Source organism: Paracoccus sp. J56 (assembly GCF_019633685.1).
GTDB classification, from domain to species: domain Bacteria; phylum Pseudomonadota; class Alphaproteobacteria; order Rhodobacterales; family Rhodobacteraceae; genus Paracoccus; species Paracoccus kondratievae.
In genome coordinates, this window is the sequence record NZ_JAFL01000002.1 from 117,382 (window position 1) to 141,564 (window position 24,183).

General features: G+C 63.0%; 23 protein-coding genes. 8 read left to right on the forward strand and 15 right to left on the reverse strand.

Translation table 11 applies throughout. The features are described 5' to 3' along the window. Positions 1–12: 12 nt before the first annotated feature. From M511_RS02070 to M511_RS02110, 9 genes are all read right to left on the reverse strand, one after another. On the reverse strand, positions 13–1,635 hold the full coding sequence (locus M511_RS02070) for an FGGY-family carbohydrate kinase (protein WP_085501236.1): 1,623 nt from the start codon (positions 1,633–1,635) through the stop codon (positions 13–15). A gap of 29 nt (positions 1,636–1,664) precedes the next feature. Further along, the gene (locus M511_RS02075) at positions 1,665–2,396 is read right to left on the reverse strand and encodes an SDR family oxidoreductase (protein WP_085501237.1); all 732 of its coding nucleotides are present in this window, start codon (positions 2,394–2,396) and stop codon (positions 1,665–1,667) included. 36 nt (positions 2,397–2,432) lie between these two features. Then, a complete protein-coding gene (locus M511_RS02080) occupies positions 2,433–3,410 on the reverse strand; it encodes an ABC transporter permease (RefSeq protein WP_010392743.1) in 978 nt (325 codons plus the stop codon). Continuing rightward, entirely contained in the window at positions 3,400–4,902 is a 1,503-nt protein-coding gene (locus M511_RS02085; RefSeq protein ID WP_085501238.1) for a sugar ABC transporter ATP-binding protein, read from the reverse strand. Before M511_RS02085 ends, M511_RS02080 begins: the two co-directional genes overlap by 11 nt. Before the next feature lie 70 nt (positions 4,903–4,972). Continuing rightward, positions 4,973–5,878: an ABC transporter substrate-binding protein gene (locus M511_RS02090; RefSeq protein ID WP_010392747.1), complete on the reverse strand. Its 906-nt coding sequence runs from the start codon at positions 5,876–5,878 to the stop codon at positions 4,973–4,975. Between the two features lie 99 nt (positions 5,879–5,977). Further along, positions 5,978–6,862, reverse strand: coding sequence for an AraC family transcriptional regulator (locus tag M511_RS02095; protein WP_010392749.1), 885 nt, complete (start codon positions 6,860–6,862; stop codon positions 5,978–5,980). A 251-nt stretch (positions 6,863–7,113) separates the two neighbouring features. Then, positions 7,114–8,571, reverse strand: a complete 1,458-nt coding sequence (xylB, locus tag M511_RS02100; protein ID WP_085501239.1) for a xylulokinase — start codon at positions 8,569–8,571, stop codon at positions 7,114–7,116. Positions 8,572–8,575: 4 nt separating this feature from the next. Continuing rightward, positions 8,576–9,613 (reverse strand): NAD(P)-dependent alcohol dehydrogenase, encoded by a 1,038-nt coding sequence (locus M511_RS02105; RefSeq protein WP_085501240.1) that lies wholly within the window; start codon positions 9,611–9,613, stop codon positions 8,576–8,578. Between the two features lie 211 nt (positions 9,614–9,824). After that, the gene (locus tag M511_RS02110; protein WP_010392757.1) at positions 9,825–10,289 is read right to left on the reverse strand and encodes a GatB/YqeY domain-containing protein; all 465 of its coding nucleotides are present in this window, start codon (positions 10,287–10,289) and stop codon (positions 9,825–9,827) included. Positions 10,290–10,458: 169 nt separating this feature from the next. On the opposite strand from M511_RS02110, the gene carA reads away from it, so the two are divergent. Continuing rightward, positions 10,459–11,607 (forward strand): glutamine-hydrolyzing carbamoyl-phosphate synthase small subunit, encoded by a 1,149-nt coding sequence (carA, locus tag M511_RS02115; protein WP_085501241.1) that lies wholly within the window; start codon positions 10,459–10,461, stop codon positions 11,605–11,607. Positions 11,608–11,704: 97 nt separating this feature from the next. Further along, complete coding sequence (locus M511_RS02120) at positions 11,705–13,771, forward strand: glycosyltransferase (protein ID WP_085501242.1); 2,067 nt, start codon at positions 11,705–11,707, stop codon at positions 13,769–13,771. 7 nt (positions 13,772–13,778) lie between these two features. On the opposite strand, the gene M511_RS02125 is transcribed toward M511_RS02120, so the two are convergent. Next, positions 13,779–16,580 (reverse strand): [protein-PII] uridylyltransferase family protein, encoded by a 2,802-nt coding sequence (locus M511_RS02125; RefSeq protein WP_085501243.1) that lies wholly within the window; start codon positions 16,578–16,580, stop codon positions 13,779–13,781. A gap of 228 nt (positions 16,581–16,808) precedes the next feature. Between M511_RS02125 and M511_RS02130 the strand changes: the two genes are divergently transcribed. The 3 genes from M511_RS02130 to ilvN all read left to right on the forward strand — a co-directional run bounded on the left by M511_RS02130 (position 16,809) and on the right by ilvN (position 20,150). Then, positions 16,809–17,654: an arginyltransferase gene (locus tag M511_RS02130; protein WP_085501244.1), complete on the forward strand. Its 846-nt coding sequence runs from the start codon at positions 16,809–16,811 to the stop codon at positions 17,652–17,654. A gap of 164 nt (positions 17,655–17,818) precedes the next feature. Continuing rightward, the gene (locus M511_RS02135; protein ID WP_010392765.1) at positions 17,819–19,573 is read left to right on the forward strand and encodes an acetolactate synthase 3 large subunit; all 1,755 of its coding nucleotides are present in this window, start codon (positions 17,819–17,821) and stop codon (positions 19,571–19,573) included. A gap of 16 nt (positions 19,574–19,589) precedes the next feature. After that, positions 19,590–20,150: an acetolactate synthase small subunit gene (ilvN, locus tag M511_RS02140; RefSeq protein ID WP_010392768.1), complete on the forward strand. Its 561-nt coding sequence runs from the start codon at positions 19,590–19,592 to the stop codon at positions 20,148–20,150. A gap of 12 nt (positions 20,151–20,162) precedes the next feature. Here the strand turns inward: ilvN and M511_RS02145 are convergent, their stop codons facing one another. Together M511_RS02145 and M511_RS02150 are read right to left on the reverse strand one after the other, a co-directional pair. After that, entirely contained in the window at positions 20,163–20,507 is a 345-nt protein-coding gene (locus M511_RS02145; RefSeq protein ID WP_010392771.1) for a hypothetical protein, read from the reverse strand. Positions 20,508–20,755: 248 nt separating this feature from the next. Next, positions 20,756–21,508, reverse strand: a complete 753-nt coding sequence (locus M511_RS02150) for a M48 family metalloprotease (protein ID WP_010392773.1) — start codon at positions 21,506–21,508, stop codon at positions 20,756–20,758. Between the two features lie 131 nt (positions 21,509–21,639). On the opposite strand from M511_RS02150, the gene M511_RS02155 reads away from it, so the two are divergent. Next, on the forward strand, positions 21,640–21,891 hold the full coding sequence (locus tag M511_RS02155; protein ID WP_010392774.1) for a hypothetical protein: 252 nt from the start codon (positions 21,640–21,642) through the stop codon (positions 21,889–21,891). Here the strand turns inward: M511_RS02155 and M511_RS02160 are convergent. Continuing rightward, a complete protein-coding gene (locus M511_RS02160; protein ID WP_085501296.1) occupies positions 21,888–22,136 on the reverse strand; it encodes a DUF167 domain-containing protein in 249 nt (82 codons plus the stop codon). The genes M511_RS02155 and M511_RS02160 overlap by 4 nt on opposite strands. A gap of 105 nt (positions 22,137–22,241) precedes the next feature. On the opposite strand from M511_RS02160, the gene M511_RS02165 reads away from it, so the two are divergent. Both M511_RS02165 and M511_RS02170 read left to right on the forward strand, forming a co-directional pair. Next, a complete protein-coding gene (locus M511_RS02165; RefSeq protein ID WP_010392777.1) occupies positions 22,242–22,808 on the forward strand; it encodes a nitroreductase family protein in 567 nt (188 codons plus the stop codon). Beyond that, the gene (locus M511_RS02170; RefSeq protein WP_010392778.1) at positions 22,808–23,509 is read left to right on the forward strand and encodes an EI24 domain-containing protein; all 702 of its coding nucleotides are present in this window, start codon (positions 22,808–22,810) and stop codon (positions 23,507–23,509) included. The genes M511_RS02165 and M511_RS02170 overlap by 1 nt, the downstream gene beginning before the upstream one ends. Here M511_RS02170 and M511_RS02175 read toward each other — a convergent pair. Continuing rightward, the gene (locus M511_RS02175) at positions 23,475–23,735 is read right to left on the reverse strand and encodes a DUF1467 family protein (RefSeq protein WP_010392779.1); all 261 of its coding nucleotides are present in this window, start codon (positions 23,733–23,735) and stop codon (positions 23,475–23,477) included. The two genes, M511_RS02170 and M511_RS02175, sit on opposite strands and share 35 nt — an antisense overlap. Beyond that, positions 23,735–24,139 (reverse strand): methylmalonyl-CoA epimerase, encoded by a 405-nt coding sequence (gene mce / locus M511_RS02180; RefSeq protein WP_010392780.1) that lies wholly within the window; start codon positions 24,137–24,139, stop codon positions 23,735–23,737. The genes M511_RS02175 and mce overlap by 1 nt, the downstream gene beginning before the upstream one ends. Positions 24,140–24,183 lie beyond the last annotated feature (44 nt).

The window sequence follows — 24,183 nt, forward strand, 5'->3', positions numbered from 1 at the left end:
TTCCTCACATATTCAGTTGGATGGCAGGGCCGCCATCGACGAGCGGATCTGCCGCGCCACGGATTGCAGCGCCAGAAAGGCGGCATAGCGCGCCTCTTGCCGCGCGCGGGTGGCCGGGTCAGGAACGCAGCGCGTGGCGACACGCGACATGGCAGGCATTGCGGTATGCAGATCGGGGTAGACACCCGCCGCCACCGCCCCAAGCATGGCCGAGCCAAGCAGCACCGGCTCGGCGCATTCGGTCACCTCGACCGGCAGCATGGTCGCATCAGCCAGAAGCTGCCGCGTCAATGGATGCGCACCCGCACCACCGCTGACGCTGATCGTTTCGACCGGCGCGCCATGGGCGGCCTGGGTCTCGATGATCTGGCGCAATCCGTAGCCAAGGCCGCAAATGCCGGCGACGTAAAGCGCGACCAGCGAATCCGGGCCGGTCTCCATCCCCTGCCCCATAATGACGGCGCGGGCATGGGGGTCAGCAAAGGGCGCACGGTTGCCCAGGAACTCGGGCACAACATGCAGCTCATCGGCAAGGCGCACCGCGTCGGCGGCCGAGCCCGCAAGTTCAAGCGCCCGGTCCGCCAGCCACTGCGGCAAGGACTTGCCCGCCGCCTCGGCCAGCGCAGACGCCTCACCCGTGGCCGGATGCAATTGCACCAGCTGGTCGATGGCGGCACCGGCGGCAGATTGCCCACCTTCGTTCAGCCACATGCCGGGCACCATGGCCGAGTAATAGGGCCCCCAGACCCCCGGCACAAAGGCCGGCTCTCGCGTCGTCGTCATGGTGCAGGATGAGGTACCAAAGACATAGCCAAGGCATGTCGTCGCATCCCCCCCGGCGGCAACCGTGCCGACCCCTCCGGCATGGGCGTCGATAAGCCCTGCCGCCACCGCGGTCCCCGGGCGCAGCCCCATGGCGCTTGCAGCGGCCTTGGTCAGACCGTGACCAAGCGGGGTGCCCGGGTCGACGACACGCGCCCCGATACGGGCAAATCCCTGTTCCGCCAGATCCTCAAGTCCGATCTGGCGGAAATAATCCGCGTCCCAGCGACCCTCGTGGGCAAGATAGGTCCATTTGCAGGTCACCGTGCAGGCCGAACGCTCAAGCGCGCCGGTCGCTTTCCAGGTCAGAAAATCGGTAAGATCAAAGAAATGCGCCGCAGCGGCATATACCTCGGGACGGTTCTCGCGCAGCCACAAAAGCTTGGGCGTCTCCATCTCGGGCGAGATGCGGGTGCCGACATATTTCAGCACCTCATGGCCCTGGGCGTTGATACGCTCGGCCTGTTCGACGGCGCGATGGTCCATCCAGACGATGATGTCACGCTCAGGGTGGGCGGGATCGCCGACGGGCAGCGTCGCCTCACCCTCGCCCCGCACGACCAGAGAGCAGGTGGCATCGAAACCGATGCCCGTGACCTGCGCCGGGTCGATCCCGGCACGGGTCACGCTTTCCCGGACAGAGTCGCAGACCGCCCGCCAGACCTGCTCGCTGGACTGTTCGGCGATGATACCGCGTTCGCGGTGCATCTCGATCTGGCGGCGGGCTGTGGCGATCAGATTGCCCTTGCGGTCAAACACACCAGCCCGCGCCGATCCTGTGCCGACGTCGATACCGATCAGATACTGGTCCATGATGCCTCCCCTGTTCCGGGTCCTGCGGGTCAGACGCGATCAAAGTTGGTGGGCAGCACCAGCATGTCGCGGATGGTCACGGTGCGTTTGCGGGTCAGCATGTATTCGACCGCATCGGCGACCTCTTCGGGGTCGATCAGGCTGCCCGTCTCTTTGGCCTTGCGCAGGTTTTCCTCGGGCCAGTCGGCAAGCAGCGCCGAAACCACCGGCCCGGGCGAGACCTGCATGACCCGCACACCATGCGGGATCATCTGGCGCCGCATGCCCTGCACAAAGCTGGTGATCGCCCATTTCGAGCCGGAATAGACCGGCTCCCACCAGGTCGGGAAATGGCCTGCGATCGAGCAGGTGACGACGATATCGCCGGTCTTGCGCTGGGTCATATGCGGCACCACGGCGTGGACGTTCTTCATCACCGCATTGACGTTGAGGTTCAGCATACGGTCGATCGCCTCGGGCGTCGTCTCGGTCAGATCGCCGCCGATATAGGTCCCGGCGTTGCAGTAAAGGATGTCGATGTGTCCGACCTTTGCCAGAATCTCGGGGATCATGGCATTGCAGCTTTTCTCATCAATCAGGTTCGTGACCTGAGTGATGACCCGGTCGCCCAGTTTGGAGGCGAGCTCGTTCAGCGCCGCCTCGTTCCAGTCCACCATGACCAGGGTGGCGCCCCGGTCCAGCAGGCGCTGAGTGGTGGCAAGGCCGATCCCAGAAGCCGCGCCAGTGATGACGGCAATTTTCCCGTCCAGAGATTCAGACATTCCGTTCTCCTGTCTTATCAATTCGTTGGGCGTGGCTCAGCGCCATTCGCGCCCGATATAGATGGCCAGCAGGATGATCGCGCCCTTGATGACATCCTGCAGATAGGGGTTGATGCCCATAAGGTTCAGACCGTTGTTCAGGATGCCAAGCAGCACCGCCCCGATCAGCGTGCCAAGGATCAGCCCGCGCCCGCCCGCAATCGCGGTGCCGCCCAGAACCACGGCAGCGATGGCGTCCAGTTCGAACCCCACGCCTGCGTTGGGCTGGCCGCTCATCAGACGGCCGGTCAGAATCACCGCGGCCAGCGCCGAAGTCAGGCCCGAGATGCCATAGACCGCCAGCTTGACGCGCTGGGTCTTGACGCCCGAAAGCCGCGCCGCGTTCTCGTTCCCGCCAAGGGCATAGACGTGGCGGCCAAAGGCGGTCCGCTGCAAAAGCACCCAAGCGACGGCATAAATCGCCACCATGATCACGACCGGCACCGGGATGATGCCGATGCGGCCAACGCCGAACCACGAAATCCAGCTGGGGATACCGCTGATCGGATAGCCGCCCGAGTAGATCAGGCCAAGGCCGCGCGCCATGCCCATGGTGGCAAGGGTCACGATGATCGCCGGCATCCGGCCCCATGCGACCAGCACCCCGTTGGCCAGCCCGATGCCAAGGCCGATCAGCAGCCCCAGCGCCAGCGCCGCAGCGGCGGGGACACCCATGTTCACCATCATCCCCGCGCTCAGCGTGCCGACCAGCGCCATGACCGCGCCGACCGACAGGTCGATCCCACCGGTCAGGATCACAAAGGTCATGCCGACGGCAAGGATGCCGACCACCGACACCTGCCGCAGCACGTTGAGGATGTTGTTGAGGGTAAAGAAGTTGTCGCTGGCCAGCCCCATCAGGATCGAGACGACGATCAGCCCGATCAGCGGCAGCGCCAGAGGCGATTGCAGCAGGCGGCCAAGCGTCAGGCCGCCGGTTTTGCCGGCCGCGCCGGTGCTTGCGTCATGCGACATGTTCAACTCTCCCGGTCGTAGCATGGGTCATGATGGTTTCGGATTCGATCTGGTCGCCCTCGACCGTGGCGACGAGCCCGCCCGAGCGGAACACGCAGACCCGGTCGGACATGCCGATCACTTCGGGCAGTTCGGATGAGATCATGATGATCGAGCCGCCCTTTTGGGTGAATTCGCGCATCAGGGCATAGATCTCGGCCTTGGCGCCGACGTCGATACCGCGCGTCGGCTCGTCAAAGATCAAAACCTGCATGTCGTGGTTCAGCCAGCGGGCAATGACGACCTTTTGCTGGTTCCCGCCCGACAGCGTGTCAACGCGGGCATGCGGACCCTGCGCCTTGACACGCACCTGCGCCATGGCGGTCCTGGTCGCAGCCAGCTCTTTCTTCAGGTCGATGAACCAGTGGTTCTTGCGATATTTGCCGTAATTGTTCAGCGAAACGTTTTGCAGGATGGAAAAGCTGGTGATCAGCCCCTGTTCTTTGCGGCTTTCGGGCAACAGGCCGATGCCAGCTGCCAGCGCCTCATCAGGGCCGCGAAAGCGTTTCTGCGTCCCGTTCAGGCGCAGCCGGCAACGCTGCACTGGCCCGGCGCCCAGCATGGCAAGCACGGTTTCCGTACGACCCGAACCGACCAGCCCGGCAAACCCCAGTATCTCGCCCTTGCGAAGCTGAAAGCGCGAGACGGGCCCGCCTTTTTTCAGTTGCAGCTCCTCAACGTCGATAACCACGGGGGCCGGGGACGGCACCGGCACCTTGGCCGGGAAATTATTCTCGATCCGGCGGCCGACCATCATTTCGACCAGCCGGTCGTTATCGACCCCGGACACCGCACATGAGCCGACGAATTCGCCGTCGCGCAAGACGGTGATACGGTCACAAATCTCGAAGATTTCTTCGAGGTGATGCGAGATAAAGATGATCGCCACGCCCTGTTTGCGCAGTTCGCGCATCACCTTGAAAAGGTGCTCGACCTCAGAGGGTGTCAGGGTCGCGGTCGGCTCGTCCAGCACCAGAATCCGGGCATTGAGCGACAGCGCCTTGGCGATTTCTACAAATTGCTGCTCGGCCACCGACAGGCGATGCACCGGCACATCCAGCGGCACATCAACCGCAAGCTGGCGCATGATCCCGGCCGCGCGCCTGTGCATGGCCTTGCGGTTCAACATGCCAAAGCGGTTGCGGATCTCGCGCGCCAGAAACATGTTTTCGACCGCGTCCAGCCACGGGATCAGACTGAATTCCTGAAACACGATACCGATCCCGGCAGCGATGGCCTGATCGTAATCGGCAAAATGGCGTTCAGCCCCGTTGATGAGAATCTTGCCCTCGCTGGGCTGGATGATGCCGCAAAGGATCTTCATCAGCGTGGACTTGCCCGCGCCGTTCTCGCCCAGAAGGGCATGAACTTCGCCCGCGCGGACATCCAGATCGACGCCGTGAAGGACCTCGATCTTGCCAAAGCTTTTGCGGATTCCCTTCAGTTCCAGCATGATGCCCTCCTGAATGGCTGGGAAAACTCCCGCCCCCGCATGATGCGAGGGCGGGCGCGGGGAGGAACCCTTACCAGCTGAAGTCAGCCGCGTTTTCCTTGTCCACGACCATAACATCAATCGGGACTTCTTTCGGCACGACACGAGCGCCCCATTTCTGGGCCAGTGCCAAGGCCAGGCCGACGCGCACCTGATCACGCGGGAACTGGGCAGTGGTTTCGATGAACGGGCCGCCTTCGGTGATTGCCTTGATCGCTTCGGGCGCGCCATCGACCGACACCAGCTTGATATCCTTGCCCGAACCCTGGATCGCAGCCAGAGCACCCATCGCGCCGCCGTCGTTCACCGAAAAGATACCGGCCAGGTTCGGATGCGACTGGATCATGTTCTCGACCACACCCAGTGCGACCGAGCGGTCCTGACGGCCGTTCTGCGTATCGACCAGCTTGATTTCCGGGAACTCTTCCAGCGCGGCCTTGCAGCCCTCGACGCGCTGCAGGATCGGCACGACCGGGATACCGTCAAGGATCGCGACCTCGCCTTTGCCTTCAAGGGTTTCGCCCAGGTATTTGCAGGACATGTAGCCCGCATCACGGTTTTTCGAGCCGACAAAGGTGTCGACCGGGCCGTTCGCATTCGCATCGACCGCAACGACGGTCACACCGGCAGCCTTGGCGGCATGCACCGCGGCCTCGATCCCGGCGCTGTCCGTGGGATTCAGCAGCAGGATGTCGATATTTTGCTGCAGCATGTCCTCGACATCCGAGATCTGCTTGGCGACGTCATGGCCCGCGTCGGTCACGACCACCTCGGCGCCCAGGCTGGCGGCCGCCTCTTTCAGCGCCTCTTGCATCGAGACGAAGTAGGGGTTGTTCAGCTCCTGGAAGGTCATGCCGATTTTCAGCTTGTCCTGAGCCAGCGCCGGGGCTGCCAGCAGCGCAAGCGCAGCCGAAGCGGTAAGAAGTTTGGATCTCATCAGGGTTCCCTCCCATCTGAATGAAAGCAGGCAAAGCCTGCGCGTCTCCGGACGGCGCCGCGCCGCCCGAATTGGTGAATTCCGCGATATCGGTTTGTGTCAGTCCGCCATGACCATTGCCTTCTGGGCCGCAAAAGTCGCGCGGAACTGCGAGGGCGACATTCCCTTCAGCTTAAGGAAATGCCGGTTAAAGTTCGACAGGTTCGAAAACCCGACCTCATAGCAAATCTCGGCCACCTTGATTTCGGGGACGGTCAGCAGCATCTGGCAAGCCAGATCGATACGCAGCTGATTGCGATAGCGCACCAGCGTCGTGCCGGTATGGCGCTTGAACGCACGGGAAAAGGCGCTCTGGCTTTGGCCGACCATCTCGGCCAGCCCGGCCTCTTCGATCTGCTCGGTCAGATGTTCGCGCAGATAGGACAGCGCCCGATTGATGCCGCCGTCACTGATGCGCGTCAGATCCAGCTCAAAGCTGAGGCTTGCCAGCACCTCATATTCCGGCGCGTTGGCAAGGTGATCAAGGATTTCCCAGAACAGCGCCAGACGGCGCAGCCCCTGCGCCTCGACCAGCCGTTCCATCAGCGGACGAACACGGGCGCTGGTCTCGTCATCAAACAGCAGGCCACGACGCGAGCGATCCAGCAGCGGACGCAGCGCCTCCATCTCGGCCATAGAGGCGCTTGCCCCCTCGATAAAAGCCTCGGGGAACTGGATGACCAGCGAGCGCAGCGGCACAGCCTCGCCCGGCGCGATGTCGCTGATCCAGTTCTGCGGCAGGTTCGGCCCCGTCATGATCAGCTGGCCGGGCTGAAAACTGCCCACATGGTCGCCGATATAAAACGTACCCGACGTGGCGACGACGAGGTGAATTTCATATTCGGGGTGGTAGTGCCAGCGCACCGTGCGGAACGGATAGCCATGCATCCACGCGGCGAAGGATTCGCCTTTGCGGATATGGACCAGTTCCAGATCGGGTTGCATTCACCTTCCCCCCTTGCGAGCTGCGATTCCCCTGACCGGCAGCCGCGAACGTTCAGCAAACATAGGCTTCACAACCCGCGCATCTCCACATCAGAGGCAAGAAAATACCGATACTTTTTTGCCAGTATCTGCGTAGAAATTGAATAATCCTTCAAGTTCCATCACGTCACGCTGCTCCCACGACGCAAAAGACCCATGCCGCAATGCAGCGACATGGGCCTGCTTTCCTGAAAGCTACCCCCGCCCGGCGGTCAGGAAGCGGGCGCGGTCAGATCCCGCAAACACGGCCAAGCAGTATGATACATCTCATACTTTTTCGCATAGGCCTGCGCCAATCCGGCATCGGGTCTGATTTCAGCACGCACAGCAGGTTTGGCAAAGATACGTTCGGAGGTGTCGCCAGTCGCGCATGACGCCGCCAGTTTTGCCGCACCAAAGGCAGCACCAAAATCGCCGTCCTCCGGCTCAAGCAGCGTCAGCCCGGTCGCCGAGGCCATGATCCTCAGCCAGGCCTGCGAACGCGCGCCGCCGCCAACCGCATAGGCCGCCTCGATCGAAGTGCCGGCCTTGCGCAAAGCATGGACGCAATCGGCAAAGGCCATGGCCACGCCCTCCATCGCCGCTTGCGCCAGATCGGCAAGGCCCGTAGCGCGGCGCAGACCAAGGAAGGCGCCGGTCGCGTCGGGATCGTTCAGGGGCGTACGCTCACCCGAAAGGTAAGGCAGGAACGTGACGGGCGACGGCTCTTTCACCTCGGTCACCAGCGCGGCAAGTCCGGGGACAGTCTTGCCCGTGATCTCGGACAGCCAGGTCATGCTGTCGGTCGCGGACAGGATCACCCCCATCTGATGCCAGGTCTGCGGCACGGCGTGACAGAAGGTATGCACGGCGTCGGCAGTGTTCGGCGCATAAGCCTCGGTCGCAGCGAAAAGCACACCCGAGGTTCCCAGCGACAGAAAGCCCGTACCCGGCGTCATCACCCCCATACCGCAGGCCGTGGCCGCGTTGTCGCCACCACCACCCGCCACAGGGACACGCGCGATGCCCCAGCGCTCGGCCAGGTCGGCGCGCAGGTGGCCCGAGACATCGCTGCCCTCGACAAGCGCAGGCATATGGGCACGCGTAAGCCCGGTGGCCGTCAGCAAAGCATCCGACCAGTCGCGCTTGCCGACATCCAGCCACAGCGTGCCTGCGGCATCCGACATTTCGGCCACATGTTCGCCCGTCAGCCACAGCCGCAGGTAATCCTTGGGCAGCAGAACCTTGGCCGTGCGCTCGAACACCTCGGGTTCATTTTGCGCGACCCACAGCAGTTTCGGCGCAGTAAAGCCCGCCATCACCAGATTGCCGGCGATGCCGTGGAAATCTGCGCGCCCGGTCAGTTCGGCGCATTGTCGGCCCGAGCGGCCATCGTTCCACAGGATACAGGGCCGCAGCACCTGATCCGCAGCATCAAGCAGCACAGCCCCATGCATATGGCCCGACAGGCCAATGGCCTGCAGCCGGGTCATTTCCTGCGGATGATCCCGCAACAGCGTGGCAATCGCCGCCTCTGCCCCGGCGATCCAGTCGGCTGGGGCCTGTTCGGACCAGCCCGCATGGGGACGGCTGACGGTCAGTGCGGCATGGGCGACACCCACAGGGGCAAAGGTCTCATCGACCAGCATCGCCTTGATGCCCGAAGTGCCGAGGTCCAGTCCAAGATACATGGCCTTACTCCGGCATCACGATCTGTAGCTTAACATCGGTCTCGCGCGCCTCGACCGCACGATCAAAGGCGGCAATGCTGTCTTCGAACGGCAGCGTGGCCGAGATCAGCGGCTTGAGATCCACCTTGCCCGAGGCGATCAGCGCAATCGCCCGGTCATAGACATTGGCATAGCGGAAAACGGTCTCGATCCGCAGCTCTTTCGCCTGCAGACCGACGATATCTACCGGGACCGGATCGACAGGCATGCCCACCAGCACGATCGCCCCACCCGGCCGCGCCAGCGCAGGCAGGCCAAGGATCGCCGGAGCCGCGCCCGAGCATTCAAAGACGATGTCAGCGCCCCAGCCGTCAGTCACCTCGGCCACCGCCTCGACCAGGGGACGATTGCGGATGTTGACGCATTCGATACCGTCATAGGCACCGATAATGTCCAGCTTGGGCTGCGCGAGATCGGCGACAACCACCCGTGCGCACCCCCCAGCCAGCGCCGCCAGCGCCACCATCATCCCGATGGGACCGGCGCCAGTGACCACCGCCACGTCGCCCGGCTGGATGCGCGCCCGCAGGGCCGCCTGCATGCCGATAGCAAAAGGTTCGACCATCGCACCCTCTGCAAAACTGACCGAGTCGGGCAGCTTGTAGGTAAAGGCAGCAGGATGGATCACCTCGGGCGTCAGGCAGCCATGGATCGGCGGCGTCGCCCAGAAGGTCACGGCCGGATCAACGTTATAGATCCCAAGCTTTGATGCCCGCGAGGTCGGATCGGGGATCCCCGGCTCCATGCAGACGCGGTCGCCGGGCTTAAGATGGGTGACCTCGGCCCCGACCCCAATCACCGTGCCCGAGGCTTCATGCCCCAGAACCATGGGCGCATTGACGACGAAATGGCCGATCTTGCCATGGGTATAGTAATGCACGTCCGAGCCGCAGATCCCGACCGTATGCGTCTTGATCCGCACATCCCTGGGCCCGAGCGTACCGGGGATGTCAAAATCCCGCAGCGACAGCTTGCCCTTTTCCTCTAGCACCAATGCTTTCATCGCCCGTCCTCCTGATGGCAGCGCCTCACCGGGCGCTTTCAACTCGCGTCTTTGGCGGCGAGTCGGGGCGCATGTAAACAGAAACCCGCATCCCACACGAGCTTTTGCCCGTTGCGGGAATAATTGTATCAGTTCCGAATCCGGAAAAGCATGTTTTCAGAATCGAAGCGGGCGCAACGCGGCCCCTGACCCGAGAATCAGGGGCGGGTTGTCACTTCATCAGCCGGTCTTTGATCATCGGGCCGACAGCGCCAAAATCCATCTGCCCGGCATAGCGGCTGCGCAGCTCAGCCATGACACGGCCCATGTCACGGATCGACTCGGCCCCCAAGTCGGCAATGGCTTTTTCGATGGCGGCGCGGGTCTCTTCCTCGTCAAGCTGGCGCGGCAGATAGGATTGGATCACGCGGATCTCTTCCAGTTCGCGCTCGGCCAGCTCCAGCCGGCCGCCCTCTTCATAGGCTTTGGCTGATTCCTGGCGCTGCTTGACCATCTTGGACAGGATGGCGGTCAGATCGGCCTCGCTCAGTCCCGCCTCGTCCCCGCCCCCGGTCCGGGCGGCAATCTCACGATCCTTGATCGCGGCCGAGATCAGCCGCAGCGTCGACAGCCGCGCCGAGTCCTTGGCCTTCATCGCTTCTTTGGTGTCAGCCAGAATACGCTCGCGCAATCCCATATGGTCCTCGCTGGATGAATTCCGCCGGGTGGTGCCCGGCTTCGTCCTTGCCGTCAAGCCATGCCTCAACCCCGACCACACGTCAAAGTTCCGTATCAAGGTGCCAGTCCTGCCTTGACGCCCGTCCGCCCTTTACCTAGGTTCCCGCCGATTTACCCGGAGATCGACGATGCCCCAGAAACCGACCGCATGTCTTGCGCTTGCCGACGGCACCGTGTTCCACGGCCAGGGCTTCGGCGCGGTCGGGGAGGTGGTGGCCGAACTGGTCTTCAACACCGCGATGACCGGCTATCAGGAGATCATGACTGATCCCTCTTATGCCAGCCAGATCGTGACCTTTACCTTCCCCCATATCGGCAACACCGGTGTGACCGGGCAAGATGATGAGGCGCCCGAGCCTGTCGCCTCGGGGATCGTGGTGAAATGGGACCCGACCGAACCGTCGAACTGGCGGGCTTCCTCGGATCTCGTCCAGTGGATGGAGCGGCGTGGCCGTATCGGGATCGGCGGCATCGACACCCGCCGCCTGACCCGCGCGATCCGCCAGCAGGGCTCGCCCCACGTGGTGCTGGCCCATGACCCGCAGGGTAACTTCGACATCGCCGCTATGGTCGCCAAGGCGCGCGAATGGAAAGGTCTCGTCGGGCTGGATCTCGCCAAAGAGGTCAGCTGCCGGCAAAGCTATCGCTGGGACGAAGGGCTGTGGTCCTGGCCCGACACCTTCGGCAAAACCAACGAGAGCAGACCCTTCCGCGTGGTTGCCGTCGATTATGGCGCGAAACGCAACATCCTGCGCTCGCTGGCACAAAGCGGGGCCGATGTGACGGTCCTGCCTGCCACCGCCACGGCCGAGGAAGTGCTGGCCCATGATCCCGAGGGCATTTTTCTGTCAAACGGCCCGGGTGACCCGGCAGCGACCGGCGAATATGCCGTGCCGATGATTCAGGAACTGTTGCGCAGGGATATGCCGATCTTTGGCATCTGCCTTGGCCATCAGATGCTGGCGCTGGCGCTTGGCGCCAGGACCATCAAGATGAACCACGGCCACCACGGTGCGAACCACCCCGTCAAGGATGTCGAGACCGGCAAGGTCGAAATCACCTCGATGAACCACGGTTTCGCCGTCGATGCCCAAACCCTGCCCAAAGGCGTGATCGAGACCCATGTCAGCCTGTTCGACGGGTCGAACTGCGGGCTGCGCGTGGCCGACAAGCCCGTGTTCTCGGTACAGTATCACCCCGAGGCCAGCCCCGGCCCGCAGGACAGTGCCTATCTGTTCGAGCGTTTTACCGAGGCGATGCGGGCCCGTCGCGCCTGATTTTCGGACCGGGCGGGGCTGACCCGGCCCGGTTAACCTCATCTTAACCTTCTCCGTGGCAGAGAGGGGCCATCGTGACCCAGCAAGGGAATACGCATTGGCCCGCATTGCTCCATTCAGGCCCGACCGGGACATTCTGCCTGCTGCTGTCCCAGCTCAGGGGGCGCTTGTTTCTGCCCGCGACCTGCGGCCACTGGGCCAGATCCTGATCGAGGATGGCGCAGTCGAGCCGGCAAATCTGCTCAAGGCGCTGATGATACGCCAGCGGCAGCAGGCGCGGCTGGGGGAAATTCTGCTTGCCCATGGCTGGGTCAAGGAAGAGGCGCTGATCCGCGCCCTCTCGCGGCAATGGCGCACGAATGTGCTGGATCTCAAGGCGCTGCCGCCCGATCCGAGGTTGATCGACACATTGGGCGCGCAGCTTTGCCTTACCGCAGGCGTGGTGCCATGGCGGCGGATCGGCGGTGTGACCTTCATCGCCACCGCCCGGCCCGAAGAGTTCGAGGCACTGCAAACCCGCCTGCCACCCGGTTTTGGCACCGTGCGCATGCTGCTGTGTTCGGAAAATGCGGCACGTGAGGCGATTCTGGCCCTGCGCCGCACATCGCTTGTGCGTAAGGCCGAAACCTGTGTGCCACCCCGGGAAAGCTGCCGCACCCGTAACGAAGGCCGAACCGCCTGGATCGCTGGCTTGCTGATTCTCGCCGCAGTTCTTGGCCTCACGCTGGCTCCGATCGGCTTCATTGCGGTGCTGACCGGTTGGGCGGTTCTGGCGCTGATCGCCTCGACTGCGCTGAAGATTTGCTCCTTTGCCGCGATTCTGCGCCAAACCCGCAAGATGCGGCGTGAGGCGCGCGCCATGGCCCAAGGCGCGACCAGCCCGCCCGAAATGAAAGCGCCTTTGCCAGTGATTTCGGTCATGGTGCCCCTGTTTGCCGAGGCCGATATCGCCGACAAGCTGATCGGGCGGCTGTCGAGGCTGAACTATCCGCGTGAGCTGATGGATATCCTGATCGTGGTCGAAGAAAGCGATCGCATCACATGCGAGGCGCTTGACGACAGCCGGCTGCCGCATTGGCTGCGCGTGGTGAAAGTGCCTGATGGTCCGGTCCGCACCAAACCACGGGCGCTGAATTATGCGCTGAACTTTTGCCGTGGCTCGATCATTGGCGTCTGGGATGCCGAGGACCGCCCCGAACCTGAACAGCTTCATAAGGTCGCGCGCGGTTTTCACTTTGCCCCGCCGGAGGTCGCCTGCCTGCAAGGCGTTCTCGACTATTACAACCCGCGCACCAACTGGCTCGCGCGCGCATTTACCATCGAATATGCCTCATGGTTTCGCGGCACGCTGGCCGGGGCGGCAGCACTTGACCTGGTGGTGCCGCTTGGCGGGACGACACTGTTTTTCCGCCGCGACGCACTTGAGGCGGTCGGCGCGTGGGACGCCTGGAACGTCACCGAGGACGCCGATCTGGGCGTGCGGCTGACCCGGCGCGGCTACCGCACCCAAATGCTCGACACCGTCACGCATGAAGAGGCGAACTGCCGCCTTATCCCCTGGGTCAAGCAGCGCTCGCGCTGGCTCAAGGGCTTTGCCATGACTTGGGGCGTGCATATGCGCGACCCGGTGGGTCTGTGGCGCGATCTTGGGTCACGGCGCTTTATCGGGTTGCAGGCACAGCTTTTCGCTGCAGTCTCTCAATATCTGTTCGCGCCAGTACTGTGGAGCTTTTGGCTGCTCAGCCTTGGCCTGCCCCATCCGATGCGCAATGTGCTGGCAGGGCTGTGGGGCGGCAATGCCATCCCTGTGCTTTTCAGCCTGTTCGTCGCATCCGAGCTTTTGAACGTCGCCATTGGCCTGTGGGCGGTCCGGGGACGTGAGCACCGCCACCTGACCCCTTGGGTACCGACGATGCACCTGTACTTTCCCCTTGGCTGTCTGGCAGCGTGGAAGGCGGTTTATGAACTGGTGGCCAAGCCCTTTTACTGGGACAAGACCCAGCACGGCATTTTTGATGCCAACCACGACGAAGCGGCTGAAACAGTAATCTCTCGCGAACCTATTCCCCTTAGCAGCTCTGCCAATGCGAATGGTCAGGTGGCGGCTGGGCAACAGACCACGGGCCGGGTGCGGGCACTGCACGCTATCAGCAGGGTCGGATAAGGTGCGGCTATTGCGTCTGAACCTTGGCCTCGGCCAGCACATCATCAATGATCGCGCCCGCCGTTTCGACCGTTTCAGCCAGCCGCGCGGCCAGATCCTCAAGCGAGGCGGTGCCGGTCTCGCGCAGCAGAAATGCCTGCCCGCCCTTGCCAAGATTATCCATGTCGATTGGCCGGTCAGTCAGCAACCGCCCCGAACATTGCAGCCCCCAAAGAAAACGCCGGGCCGAAGCCAGTTTTTCCGCCTGATCACGCCCGATCAGCCCGGTTCGCGGCCCGATACGCAACTGTCCCTGTGCCGCCCGTACCGGAGAGCCGGCCTGCAATGCAAAACATTGCGCAAGCAATTCAATGTCCTGCAATCGACCGCGACCAATCTTGGCCTCCCACGCGCCATCGGGGGCTTTGGCGGCAAAGATCCGGGCTCGCATCTCGGCCAGGTCGGGCATCACGCGGGGGTCGGTGCCGCGGCTGCGCAAAACCTCGACCCGCAATGCTTCGACCTCATCGGCCAGTTCGTCAGCCTCTGCCCCGCAGCCGCCGATCACCCGGGCGCGGGTCAGGGCCAGATGTTCCCATGTCCATGCCTCGGTCATCTGGTAGTCGCGGAAGCTCTGCACCGAGGTCGCAACCGGTCCCTGCCGTCCCGAGGGACGCAGGCGCATATCGACCTCGAACAGCCGCCCGGCAGAGGTTGGCGCAGAAAGCGCCGTGATGACCGCCTGTGTAAGCCGGGCGTAATAGGCGCGCGCTGCCAAAGGCTTCGACCCATCGGAGGCATCCTGCCCGGCGGCATCATAGATAACGATCAGGTCAAGGTCGGACGAGGCGTTAAGCTGCCGCGCCCCAAGCGAGCCCATGCCCAGAACCACCGCCCCCCGACCCGGAGGGGGACCATGGCGGCGCGCGAACTCGGCCGCGACCACCGGGAACAACGCCGCGACCGCAGCATCGGCGATATCTGCGTATTGCCCACCCGCCTCTTCGGCGCCGATCAGGCTGCGCAGATGGTGGACACCGATGCGGAACTGCCATTCATGCGCCCAGCGACGCGCTGCGTCGAGCGCCTGTTCATAGCCGCCACCCGGCGCGCCAAGCGCACTTGCCAGCATCTGCTCAAGCTGGCTGCGCAGCCCCACAACACCCGGCCATGCAACAAAAAAGCTGCCGCCAAGCACGGCATCCAGAACCTCGGGATGCTGGGCAAGGTAATGCGCAAGCCCGGGCGAGGTCGCGCAAATATCGACGATAAGGTCGATCAGCTGGGGATTGGCCTGAAACAACGAAAATATCTGCACGCCCGCCGGCAACCGCGCCAGAAAGGCATCAAACCGCGCCAGGGCCTCTTCGGCATGGGCAGCGGCGGTCAGCCGGGTCAGAAGCTCGGGTTCGATCCGGGCAAATATCTCGCGTCCCCGAACCGAGCGCAGGGCGGGATAGCTGCGCCAGCGGCCAACCATCGCCTCGGCCTCGGGCGAAAGCTCGGGTCGGGCTCGCTGTTCGCCGGGGGCAAAGAAATCACCGGTCAGCGCCTCGACCCGCGTCAGCCGGTCGGCGAGGCGGGTGCTCCAGGCCGAAGTGTCCCCGGCCCCCATCATCCGGGCGATGATGTCCAGCCCTTCGGCGGAATTCGGCAGTGAATGCGTCTGAGCGTCGTTCACCATCTGGATACGATGCTCGATCTCGCGGTGCTCGCGGTAATGGGCGGTCAGCTCTTTGGCCACTTCAGACGGGACCCAGCCTTTTTCGGCAAGCCGCGCCAGCCCCTCGACCGTGCCGCGCACCCGCAGGTCGGGATCGCGCCCACCGGCGATAAGCTGGCGGGTCTGGGTAAAGAATTCGATCTCGCGGATGCCGCCCTGCCCCAGCTTCATATTATGGCCGGGCACCTCGATGCGGCCATGCAGGCCCTTGTGATCGCGGATGCGCAGCCGCATGTCATGCGCGTCCTGAATGGTGGCAAAGTCGAGATGGCGCCGCCAGACAAAGGGACGCAGCTCACGCAGGAAACGTTCACCCGCGGCCAGATCCCCGGCGCAGGGCCGCGCCTTGATATAGGCGCTGCGTTCCCACGTCCGGCCCTCGGCCTCGTAATAGGCAAGCGCCGCCGAAACCGAGATGCAGACCGGGGTAACCGCCGCATCGGGCCGCAATCGCAGATCGGTGCGAAAGACATAACCCTGATCGGTGTTGTCCGAGATCGTCGCCCCGGCCTTGCGGGTCGCGCGGATCAGGCAGGCGCGCGCCTCGTGCTGATCATCGGGGGAATAGACACTGTCATCATAAAGAACGATCAGGTCGATATCCGAGGAGTAATTCAGCTCTCCCGCGCCCATTTTGCCCATGGCAAGTGCCACGATCCCGCCCGCATCGGCATCGGTCGGGGGCAGTTTGCCGCGTGCCTGTTCGGCTGCGACATGGGCGCGCAACGCCAGATCAACAGCGCGGTCGGCCAGATCGGTCAGCGCGCCCGTCACCTGCTCCAGCCGCCAGACGCCGCCCAGATCGGCCAGCGCAGTCCACAGCGCCACCCTGCGCTTGGCGCGGCGCAGCGCCGGGCCAAGGGCGTCGGCGGTCAGCTCTTCGAACCCCGCCGTTTCGCGGGCAACGACATCCTCATGCGAAAGCGCATCGGCGAGCCAGTCCGCCTCGCGTTCGATCAGCCCGGCCAGATAGGGGCTGCAACCGGCGGCACCCTGGATCAGGTCGCCAAGCTGGGGATCGGCGATCCCGGTCGCCCGCAATGCGGACTGACCGCGAGCAGGATCGGCGGGAATGGGCAGGCGGGTGATGCGGGCAGCGAAATCCATATTCCGAACCTATCCGCCGCCCGCGCCGCGTCAATGCCGCCGGGTCACACTGGCCTGTTCAGTTCTTGAAGTTTTCCCTGCTTGGCGTGCCCGGTAACTGTTGTTAGGCTCAGTCGAGGAGCAACCGACAGCAGAGTTCATGCCGCAGCCGATGCGCGCCGACCCGAAATTGACCCTTTCGCATGTGTCCGCAGGCGTGCCGTGCCCGGAGCGGCGGGGACGCGTCTGATGCGGCATAGTCTTCCACATGCGCCACAATTCTATGTGACGGCTCCGCAGCCCTGCCCCTATCTGCACGGCCGGGCCGAACGCAAGCTGTTCACGGCGCTGGCAGGCGATTCGGCCAATGAACTGAACAATGCCCTGTCGCGTCAGGGCTTTCGCCGTTCGCAGAACGTGCTGTACCGGCCCAGCTGCGAAAGCTGCGTAGCCTGCATGTCGGCCCGCATCCGGGTCGCGGATTTCGAACCTTCGCGCACCCAGCGTCGGGTGGCGCGCAAAAATGCCCATCTGCGCAGGCTGGCAACCAGTGCCTGGGCGACAGAGGAACAGTATGATCTGTTCCGCTCATATCTTGATGCGCGTCATGCCGATGGCGGCATGGCCGATATGGATATCTTTGAATTCGCTGCAATGATCGAGGAAACGCCGGTGCGCACCCGCGTCATCGAATATCGCGGCAATCAGGGCGACAAGGCCGGGGACGCTCCTTCGCTGGACACAGACCGGTTGGTAGCCGTCTGCCTGACCGACGTCTTGGATGACGGGCTGAGCCTCGTCTACAGCTTCTATGATCCGACGCTGGAAAACCTCAGCCTGGGCACGCATATCATCCTTGATCATATCGAACTGGCGCGCAGCTCGGGCCTGCCCTTTGTCTATCTGGGCTATTGGGTGCCGGGCAGCCGCAAGATGGATTACAAGGCCAAATTCGCGGCGCTTGAGATTTACAAGGGCGGCGTCTGGCAGCCCATCGGCGACCCGGCGCAGCACAGTTCGGACATTCACCCCCTGTCCATCGACCCGATAGTCGAACAGGTGGCCCGCATCAGCCTGCCCCCCAGCCGGCGGTGATTGCCGAAACTGCGGCTTATTCGCAAGAATATTTCAATATTCCGCATCCAAGGGTCATTTTCTTGGATAATCGCCATTGACCCTGTCGCGCTGCGCCCATAGTTTCCCGCGACGCGGCGGGGGAAAATCCCTGTCGTGCTGTAATTCAGAAATGGAGAATGGGCATGTCCCGACAGATGACGGGTGCGAGGATGGTTATCGAAGCTCTGCGCGATCAGGGCGTCGATACGGTATTCGGCTATCCGGGCGGGGCAGTACTACCCATTTATGACGAGCTTTTCCAACAGAACGACATCAAGCACATTCTGGTCCGCCACGAACAGGGCGCGGTTCATATGGCCGAAGGCTATGCCCGCTCGACCGGCAAGCCGGGGGTTGTTCTGGTCACCTCAGGTCCCGGGGCGACAAATGCTGTCACCGGCCTGACCGATGCGCTGATGGATTCGATCCCGATCGTCGTTCTGTCCGGGCAGGTTCCGACCTTTCTGATCGGCACCGACGGCTTTCAAGAGGCCGATACCATCGGCATCACCCGCCCCTGCACCAAGCATAACTGGCTGGTGAAAGAGACGGACGAGCTGTCGGCGACGATTCACAAGGCTTTCCATATCGCGACTTCGGGACGTCCGGGGCCGGTTCTGGTCGATATCCCCAAGGACGTGCAATTCGCCACCGGCGAATATGTCGGGCCAAAGCAGATCGAGACGCCCAGCTATCAGCCGGCGAAAAAAGGTGATCTCGCCACCATCACCCGGCTGGTTGAGCTGATGGAAACAGCCGAGCGCCCGATTTTTTACACTGGCGGCGGCGTCATCAACTCGGGCACCGGGGCCAGCCAACTGCTGCGCGAACTGGTGGATGCGACGGGCTTTCCGATTACGTCGACGCTGATGGGACTCGGCGCCTACCCGGCCTCGGGCAAGGGCTGGATCGGCATGTTGGGGATGCACGGTCTTTATGAGGCCAACATGGCCATGCATGACTGCGACCTGATGATCGCGGTGGGGGCGCGTTTCGACGACCGCATCACTGGTCGGGTCGCTGATTTCAGCCCCGGCTCGGTCAAGGCGCAGATAGATATCGACCCCAGTTCGATCAACAAGGTCATCCATGTCGACCTGCCCATCGTCGGCGATGTCGGCCATGTGCTCGAAGATCTGCTGAAGGTCTGGAAGGCACGCGGGCGCAAGTCGAACGCCCCGGGCCTGCAAGCCTGGTGGGCGCAGATCGAGCAGTGGAAGGCACGCGACTGCCTTGCCTATCGCAACTCGGACCAGGTCATCAAACCGCAATACGCGTTGCAAAGGCTGCAGGCGCTGACGGCGAGCCGCAACCCCTATATCACGACCGAGGTCGGCCAGCATCAGATGTGGGCCGCGCAGTTCCTGCATTTCGAAGATCCGAATCACTGGATGACCTCGGGCGGGCTGGGGACCATGGGCTATGGGTTGCCCGCCTCGATCGGGGTGCAGGTCGCCCATCCGGATGCGCTGGTGATCAACGTCGCCGGCGAGGCAAGCTGGCTGATGAACATGCAGGAAATGGCGACGGCAGTGCAGTTCCGCGCCCCGGTCAAGCAGTTCATCCTGAACAACGAACGTCTGGGCATGGTCCGCCAATGGCAGCAACTGCTGCATGGCGAGCGCTATAGCCAAAGCTGGTCGGAAAGCCTGCCCGATTTCGTCAAGCTGGCCGAGGCCTTTGGCTGTGCAGGCCGCACGGTTTCGGACCCGGCCGAGCTGGACGCAGCCATTCAGGAAATGCTCGATTACGATGGCCCCTTCATCCTGGATGTGCTGGTTGAAAAACACGAGAACTGCTTCCCGATGATCCCTTCGGGCAAGCCGCATAACGAAATGCTCTTGGGCGAAGCTTCAACCGAAGGCGCCATCACCGGCGCCGGCGCGGCGCTGGTCTGAGGTTTGGGAGAAGAAAATGGCGGCACTAAACATCCAGAAGGGCGCATCGAGCCATTCGGCCTATGACCTGCGCGACCCGAACACTCAGGTGATCGAAAGCCACACCCTTGCCGTGTTGGTCGAGAACGAACCGGGCGTCCTGGCACGTGTTATCGGCCTGTTCTCGGGCCGTGGCTACAACATCGACAGCCTGACCGTGGCCGAGGTTGATCACCTTGGCCACCGCTCGCGCATCACCATTGTAACGCGCGGCACCCCGGCAGTGATCGAACAGATCAAGGCGCAACTGGGCCGCATCGTCCCTGTCCACGAAGTCCACGACCTGACCGTCGAAGGCCCCAGCGTCGAACGTGAGCTGGGCCTTTTCAAGGTCACGAGCAAGGGCGACAAGCGCGTCGAGGCGCTGCGCATCGCCGAAATCTTTCGCGCCAGCGTCGTTGATTCGACGCTGGAGAGCTTTGTTTTCGAGATCACCGGCACGCCTGAAAAGCTGGATGCCTTTGCCGAGTTGATGCGCCCTCTGGGCCTGTCAGATCAGGCCCGCACCGGGGTGGCCGCGCTTGCGCGCGGCGCCTGATCCCCGATCCTGTCAGTGAGCGGCTGCAACCTTTAGCGGCCGCTCTTTCAGCCCTTCTCCATCTGTCCCGGCAATCACCCGCAGAACAGGACGGGCAGGAACCGTCTTTTCGCTCATCTCACGCAAAAGAGCAGGCAACTCGCAGCGGCGATTGCCAGCGACCAGGCTGACCGCACGGGCGTGGCGCAGGTCGGCCACCTCATCAACCTCAAGCTCGACCAGATCGCCTGCCTCGGGCCATTCGGCCGGAATGACCAGATTCTCTTTGCCCTGCAAATAGGCCAAGGCACCGTGGTCCTCGCACCAGATCACGGCCTTTTCTCTCGTCGGGCTGCTCCACAGAATAACACCAATCATGAAAACTCCTCAACGAACCCTGCCCGACAGAAAGGAGGGGACTCAACTGCGCAGGAGCCTATGGGCAATTTCTCGCTCACGAAAGCAAATTCTCGCAGAACCACCAGTTTAGGGGCTCTTTTGCCAAGGGCTTGTGTCTTTTTAGCAGATCACCTGCGCAATAATGACGACAGCCCTTCATATCTCTGAGCAAATCGTCGATTTTCCAGTACAAAATTACATGAGATCATAGTTGCGGCGCCGGCCGGTCAACGCACCCGGCCAGCGCGATGATCGGCCACGGCCCGGGCAACTTGCGACATTCGGGCCGCGCGCGACGGGTGGGTGCCTAAAATCTTATCCCCCGGATCGGGAATGCGGGCAAAGAACTGGGCACCATGTTCAGGGTCAAAGCCTGCATTCAGCGCGATGATCGCACCAAGGTAGTCAGCCTCTAATTCCCATTCCTTGGAATAGTAGCGGGCGCCGAATTGCGCGCCGAAATCCTGCGCCGTGCGGATAACGTTGTCATCGCCACCATAGGCGCTGGCAAGCCCACCAAGAATTACCGCCCCCACCGTCGCCGCACTGGTCTTGCGGTTGATATGACCAAGGATGTGGTGGCTGGCCTCATGTCCGATGACAAAGGCCAGTTCATCCGCGTTCCGCGCCTCACCGATCAGCGACAGGGTAAAGCCTATGATCGGCCGTCCGGTCGAATCGACGGTCTGGAAGGCGTTCGGCTCTAGCCCCGAACGGTCATCGACGACAAACTGGAAATCGCAGTTGATCGGCTGGGTGCGGCGCTGGACGCATTCACGTTCGACCGCAGGCTCCATACGGCTGATGACCGAAACAAAGGCGCGGGCCGAAGCCGAGGCATTGGGTGCCGTCGCTGGCGCGGGTGTGATCGCGGGCTGTGATCCCGAAGCGCCCGGCGCACCGGGCGGCACCACAGGTGCGGCGGCGCAACCAGCCAGCACCAGTACGATTGCCGCGACCCCCTGCCACGCCTTTATCATCCGTCTGCCCTGCCTCATAATCACATTTCGCACCACTCTAGCCGTGCCAATCGCCGGTAGCCAAGCCCCGGGGTTGCCTGGGCATAAATATCACGCGATTGTTGAGAAACGCTGAACGAGAAGGGTACCCTATGTTCACCATCGAACATGATTTCGACGCCACCGTCATCACCCTGATCGACGAGCTGCCAGAGGAAGAGGCAGGCTCTCGCCCCCTTAACGAAGATGTGGTCATCCAGAGTTTCGAAGACCGGGTGGTGATCGAGCAGTTCGACCCCGACACCGGAGAGCTTGCCCAGATCGTCATGACCATCGAGCAGCTTGAGGAATTGCGCGCCGCGCTGAACCTGCCCGAGGGGAATTACCGGCTGCAGCGCGGCTAATCGAGGCGAAATATCTTGTCGCGGCCGGTTGCCCCACGCACCAGCACCAGCCGCGATTTAGCCACGCCCAACGCCTTGGCCAGCAGCTTGACCACAGCGGCATTGGCCCTGCCGTCCTCGGGCACGGTGGTGACGGTGACGCGGATCGTCTCTCCGTCCAGGATCACCGCATTGCGCGAGGCACGCGGCGTGACGCGCACCGCGATTTGGGTCCCCGGTTGGGCAAGGTGGCTCAGATCGGTCATGGTCCCGTTGAACCCGCAGACGAGGAAAAAGGCAATGCCGTCTGGCATCGGCCTATCGCTGTGGCTATCTCAGGATCTGACCCGCGCGAAACAGACGAGAGCCCGATGCAATATTCTGACCCTGCCACCCTCGCCTTCCTGCGCAGCCGCCGCTCGCATCCGCCCAAGCTGCTGGCCGGCCCTGCGCCCGCGCGTGATGAGCTGTTGGCGCTGTTGGAGATCGCAGCACGCGTGCCCGACCATGGCAAGCTTGAGCCCTGGCGCTTTATCGTCCTTGGGCGCGAGACGCTGGATCGCCTGGCCCCTCTGGTGGCCGAGCATGTGCTGGCCAAAGGCGGCGATGAGGCTGCGGCGGAAAAGGCGCGCTCGGCCTTTGGCTCTCCGCTGATCGTGGCGGTGGTTTCGGCCCCGGTCGAAAGCCCAAAAATCCCGGAATGGGAGCAGTTTCTTTCAGCCGGGGCGGTCTGCCTGCAACTGCTGAACGCAAGCCTTGCAGCGGGCTATGGCGCTGCATGGTTGACCGGGCCGGCGACTGATCCCGACTTTGCCCGCGAGCATCTGGGCCTTGCCGAGAATGAGCGTGTGGCCGGCCTGATCCACATCGGCCGGCGCGGGTCCGCCCCGCCTGACCGCCCGCGCCCGGATGTGGCTGCCAGGACGAGCTTTCTTTGATGGTGCTGCGCGCACTTTTCCTCGCCTGGAGCGACCTGATGCGGCCGCGCATCTTTGGCGTTGTGCTGCTGGGGGTTGGATTGACGCTTGCGCTGTTTGTGGCGCTGCAGGCCGGAACCTTTTGGGCGATCCGCATCTTTGCGCCCGAACAGATCAGCCTGCCCTGGATCGGGGCGGTACCGCTGGCTCCTGCCCTGTCATGGAGCTCGCTGCTGCTTTTCCCGATCATGAGCATATTCCTGATGGCCCCGGTGGCAGCAGGCTTTTCGGGCCTTTTCGCTGAGCGGGTCTCAGAAGCGGTCGAGGAAACCCATTACCCTGCCGCCCGCGGTCTGCCGGTCGATTTCTGGGACGGGCTGTTGGAATCGCTTGCGGTTATGGGGGCGGTGATCCTCGTCACGCTTGTGACGCTGGTGCTCACGCCATTCCTCGGGCCACTGGCTTCGGTGCTGTATTATGGCGGCAACGGCTGGCTTCTGGGCCGTGAGTTCTTTCAGATGGCGGCGCGCCGTCATCTGCATGAGCCGCAGGCCACGGCACTGCGTCGCAGACTGACCCCGCAGGCAACGGCGCTGGGGGTACTGATTGCGGCGCTGTTAACCGTGCCACTGCTGAATATCGTTGTTCCAGTGCTGGCGGCAGCAGGTTTTACCCACCTCTATCATCTCAGCGCGTCCAGGCGTCCAGATCTGCGCGGGTGATCACCCCGGCGATGATGACATAAGCGATCGCAGCCCAGATCAGCGTCGCGATTATCGTCGCCCACAGCGCCTTTTTCTTCAGCTTGGGTTCATGGGGGGCGCCGGCGGGGGTGCCGGGCGTTACCTGCCCGACATCAGCCTGACTCTGCTGGCCAAAGGGCAAGAGCACGAACAGCACCAAAAACCACAATACGGCATAAAGAACGATGCCCCCGGTCAGACTCATCAGACTTGCTCCAGTTCGATCAGGCAGCCGTTGAAATCCTTGGGATGCAGGAACAGCACCGGCTTGCCATGGGCGCCGGTCTTGGGCTCTCCGTCACCCAGAACGCGCGCGCCTTCGGCCCTGAGCCGATCACGCGCGGCAAGGATATCCTCGACCTCAAAGCACATATGATGGATGCCGCCCGAAGGGTTCTTTTCCAAAAACCCCCTGATCGGACTGTTCCCGCCCAAAGGGTAAAGCAGCTCGATCTTGGTATTCGGCAATTCGATGAAAACGACGGTCACGCCATGATCCGGCTCGTCCTGCGGTGCGCCGACCTTGGCACCCAGAGTGTTGGCGTATTGCGCGGCTGCGGCCTGCAGGTCAGGCACGGCGATGGCGACATGGTTCAGGCGTCCGATCATCACTTCCTCCGTCATTTGCGCCCTTCTAGGCCCATGAGGCGGCG

Coding starts and splice junctions, on each gene's coding strand:
- M511_RS02070 (WP_085501236.1), bottom strand. CDS start 1,635: ATGGACCAGTATCTGATCGGTATCGACGTCGGCACAGGATCGGCGCGG.
- M511_RS02075 (WP_085501237.1), bottom strand. CDS start 2,396: ATGTCTGAATCTCTGGACGGGAAAATTGCCGTCATCACTGGCGCGGCT.
- M511_RS02080 (WP_010392743.1), bottom strand. CDS start 3,410: ATGTCGCATGACGCAAGCACCGGCGCGGCCGGCAAAACCGGCGGCCTG.
- M511_RS02085 (WP_085501238.1), bottom strand. CDS start 4,902: ATGCTGGAACTGAAGGGAATCCGCAAAAGCTTTGGCAAGATCGAGGTC.
- M511_RS02090 (WP_010392747.1), bottom strand. CDS start 5,878: ATGAGATCCAAACTTCTTACCGCTTCGGCTGCGCTTGCGCTGCTGGCA.
- M511_RS02095 (WP_010392749.1), bottom strand. CDS start 6,862: ATGCAACCCGATCTGGAACTGGTCCATATCCGCAAAGGCGAATCCTTC.
- xylB (WP_085501239.1), bottom strand. CDS start 8,571: ATGTATCTTGGACTGGACCTCGGCACTTCGGGCATCAAGGCGATGCTG.
- M511_RS02105 (WP_085501240.1), bottom strand. CDS start 9,613: ATGAAAGCATTGGTGCTAGAGGAAAAGGGCAAGCTGTCGCTGCGGGAT.
- M511_RS02110 (WP_010392757.1), bottom strand. CDS start 10,289: ATGGGATTGCGCGAGCGTATTCTGGCTGACACCAAAGAAGCGATGAAG.
- carA (WP_085501241.1), top strand. CDS start 10,459: ATGCCCCAGAAACCGACCGCATGTCTTGCGCTTGCCGACGGCACCGTG.
- M511_RS02125 (WP_085501243.1), bottom strand. CDS start 16,580: ATGGATTTCGCTGCCCGCATCACCCGCCTGCCCATTCCCGCCGATCCT.
- M511_RS02130 (WP_085501244.1), top strand. CDS start 16,809: ATGCGGCATAGTCTTCCACATGCGCCACAATTCTATGTGACGGCTCCG.
- M511_RS02135 (WP_010392765.1), top strand. CDS start 17,819: ATGTCCCGACAGATGACGGGTGCGAGGATGGTTATCGAAGCTCTGCGC.
- ilvN (WP_010392768.1), top strand. CDS start 19,590: ATGGCGGCACTAAACATCCAGAAGGGCGCATCGAGCCATTCGGCCTAT.
- M511_RS02145 (WP_010392771.1), bottom strand. CDS start 20,507: ATGATTGGTGTTATTCTGTGGAGCAGCCCGACGAGAGAAAAGGCCGTG.
- M511_RS02150 (WP_010392773.1), bottom strand. CDS start 21,508: ATGATAAAGGCGTGGCAGGGGGTCGCGGCAATCGTACTGGTGCTGGCT.
- M511_RS02155 (WP_010392774.1), top strand. CDS start 21,640: ATGTTCACCATCGAACATGATTTCGACGCCACCGTCATCACCCTGATC.
- M511_RS02160 (WP_085501296.1), bottom strand. CDS start 22,136: ATGACCGATCTGAGCCACCTTGCCCAACCGGGGACCCAAATCGCGGTG.
- M511_RS02165 (WP_010392777.1), top strand. CDS start 22,242: ATGCAATATTCTGACCCTGCCACCCTCGCCTTCCTGCGCAGCCGCCGC.
- M511_RS02170 (WP_010392778.1), top strand. CDS start 22,808: ATGGTGCTGCGCGCACTTTTCCTCGCCTGGAGCGACCTGATGCGGCCG.
- M511_RS02175 (WP_010392779.1), bottom strand. CDS start 23,735: ATGAGTCTGACCGGGGGCATCGTTCTTTATGCCGTATTGTGGTTTTTG.
- mce (WP_010392780.1), bottom strand. CDS start 24,139: ATGATCGGACGCCTGAACCATGTCGCCATCGCCGTGCCTGACCTGCAG.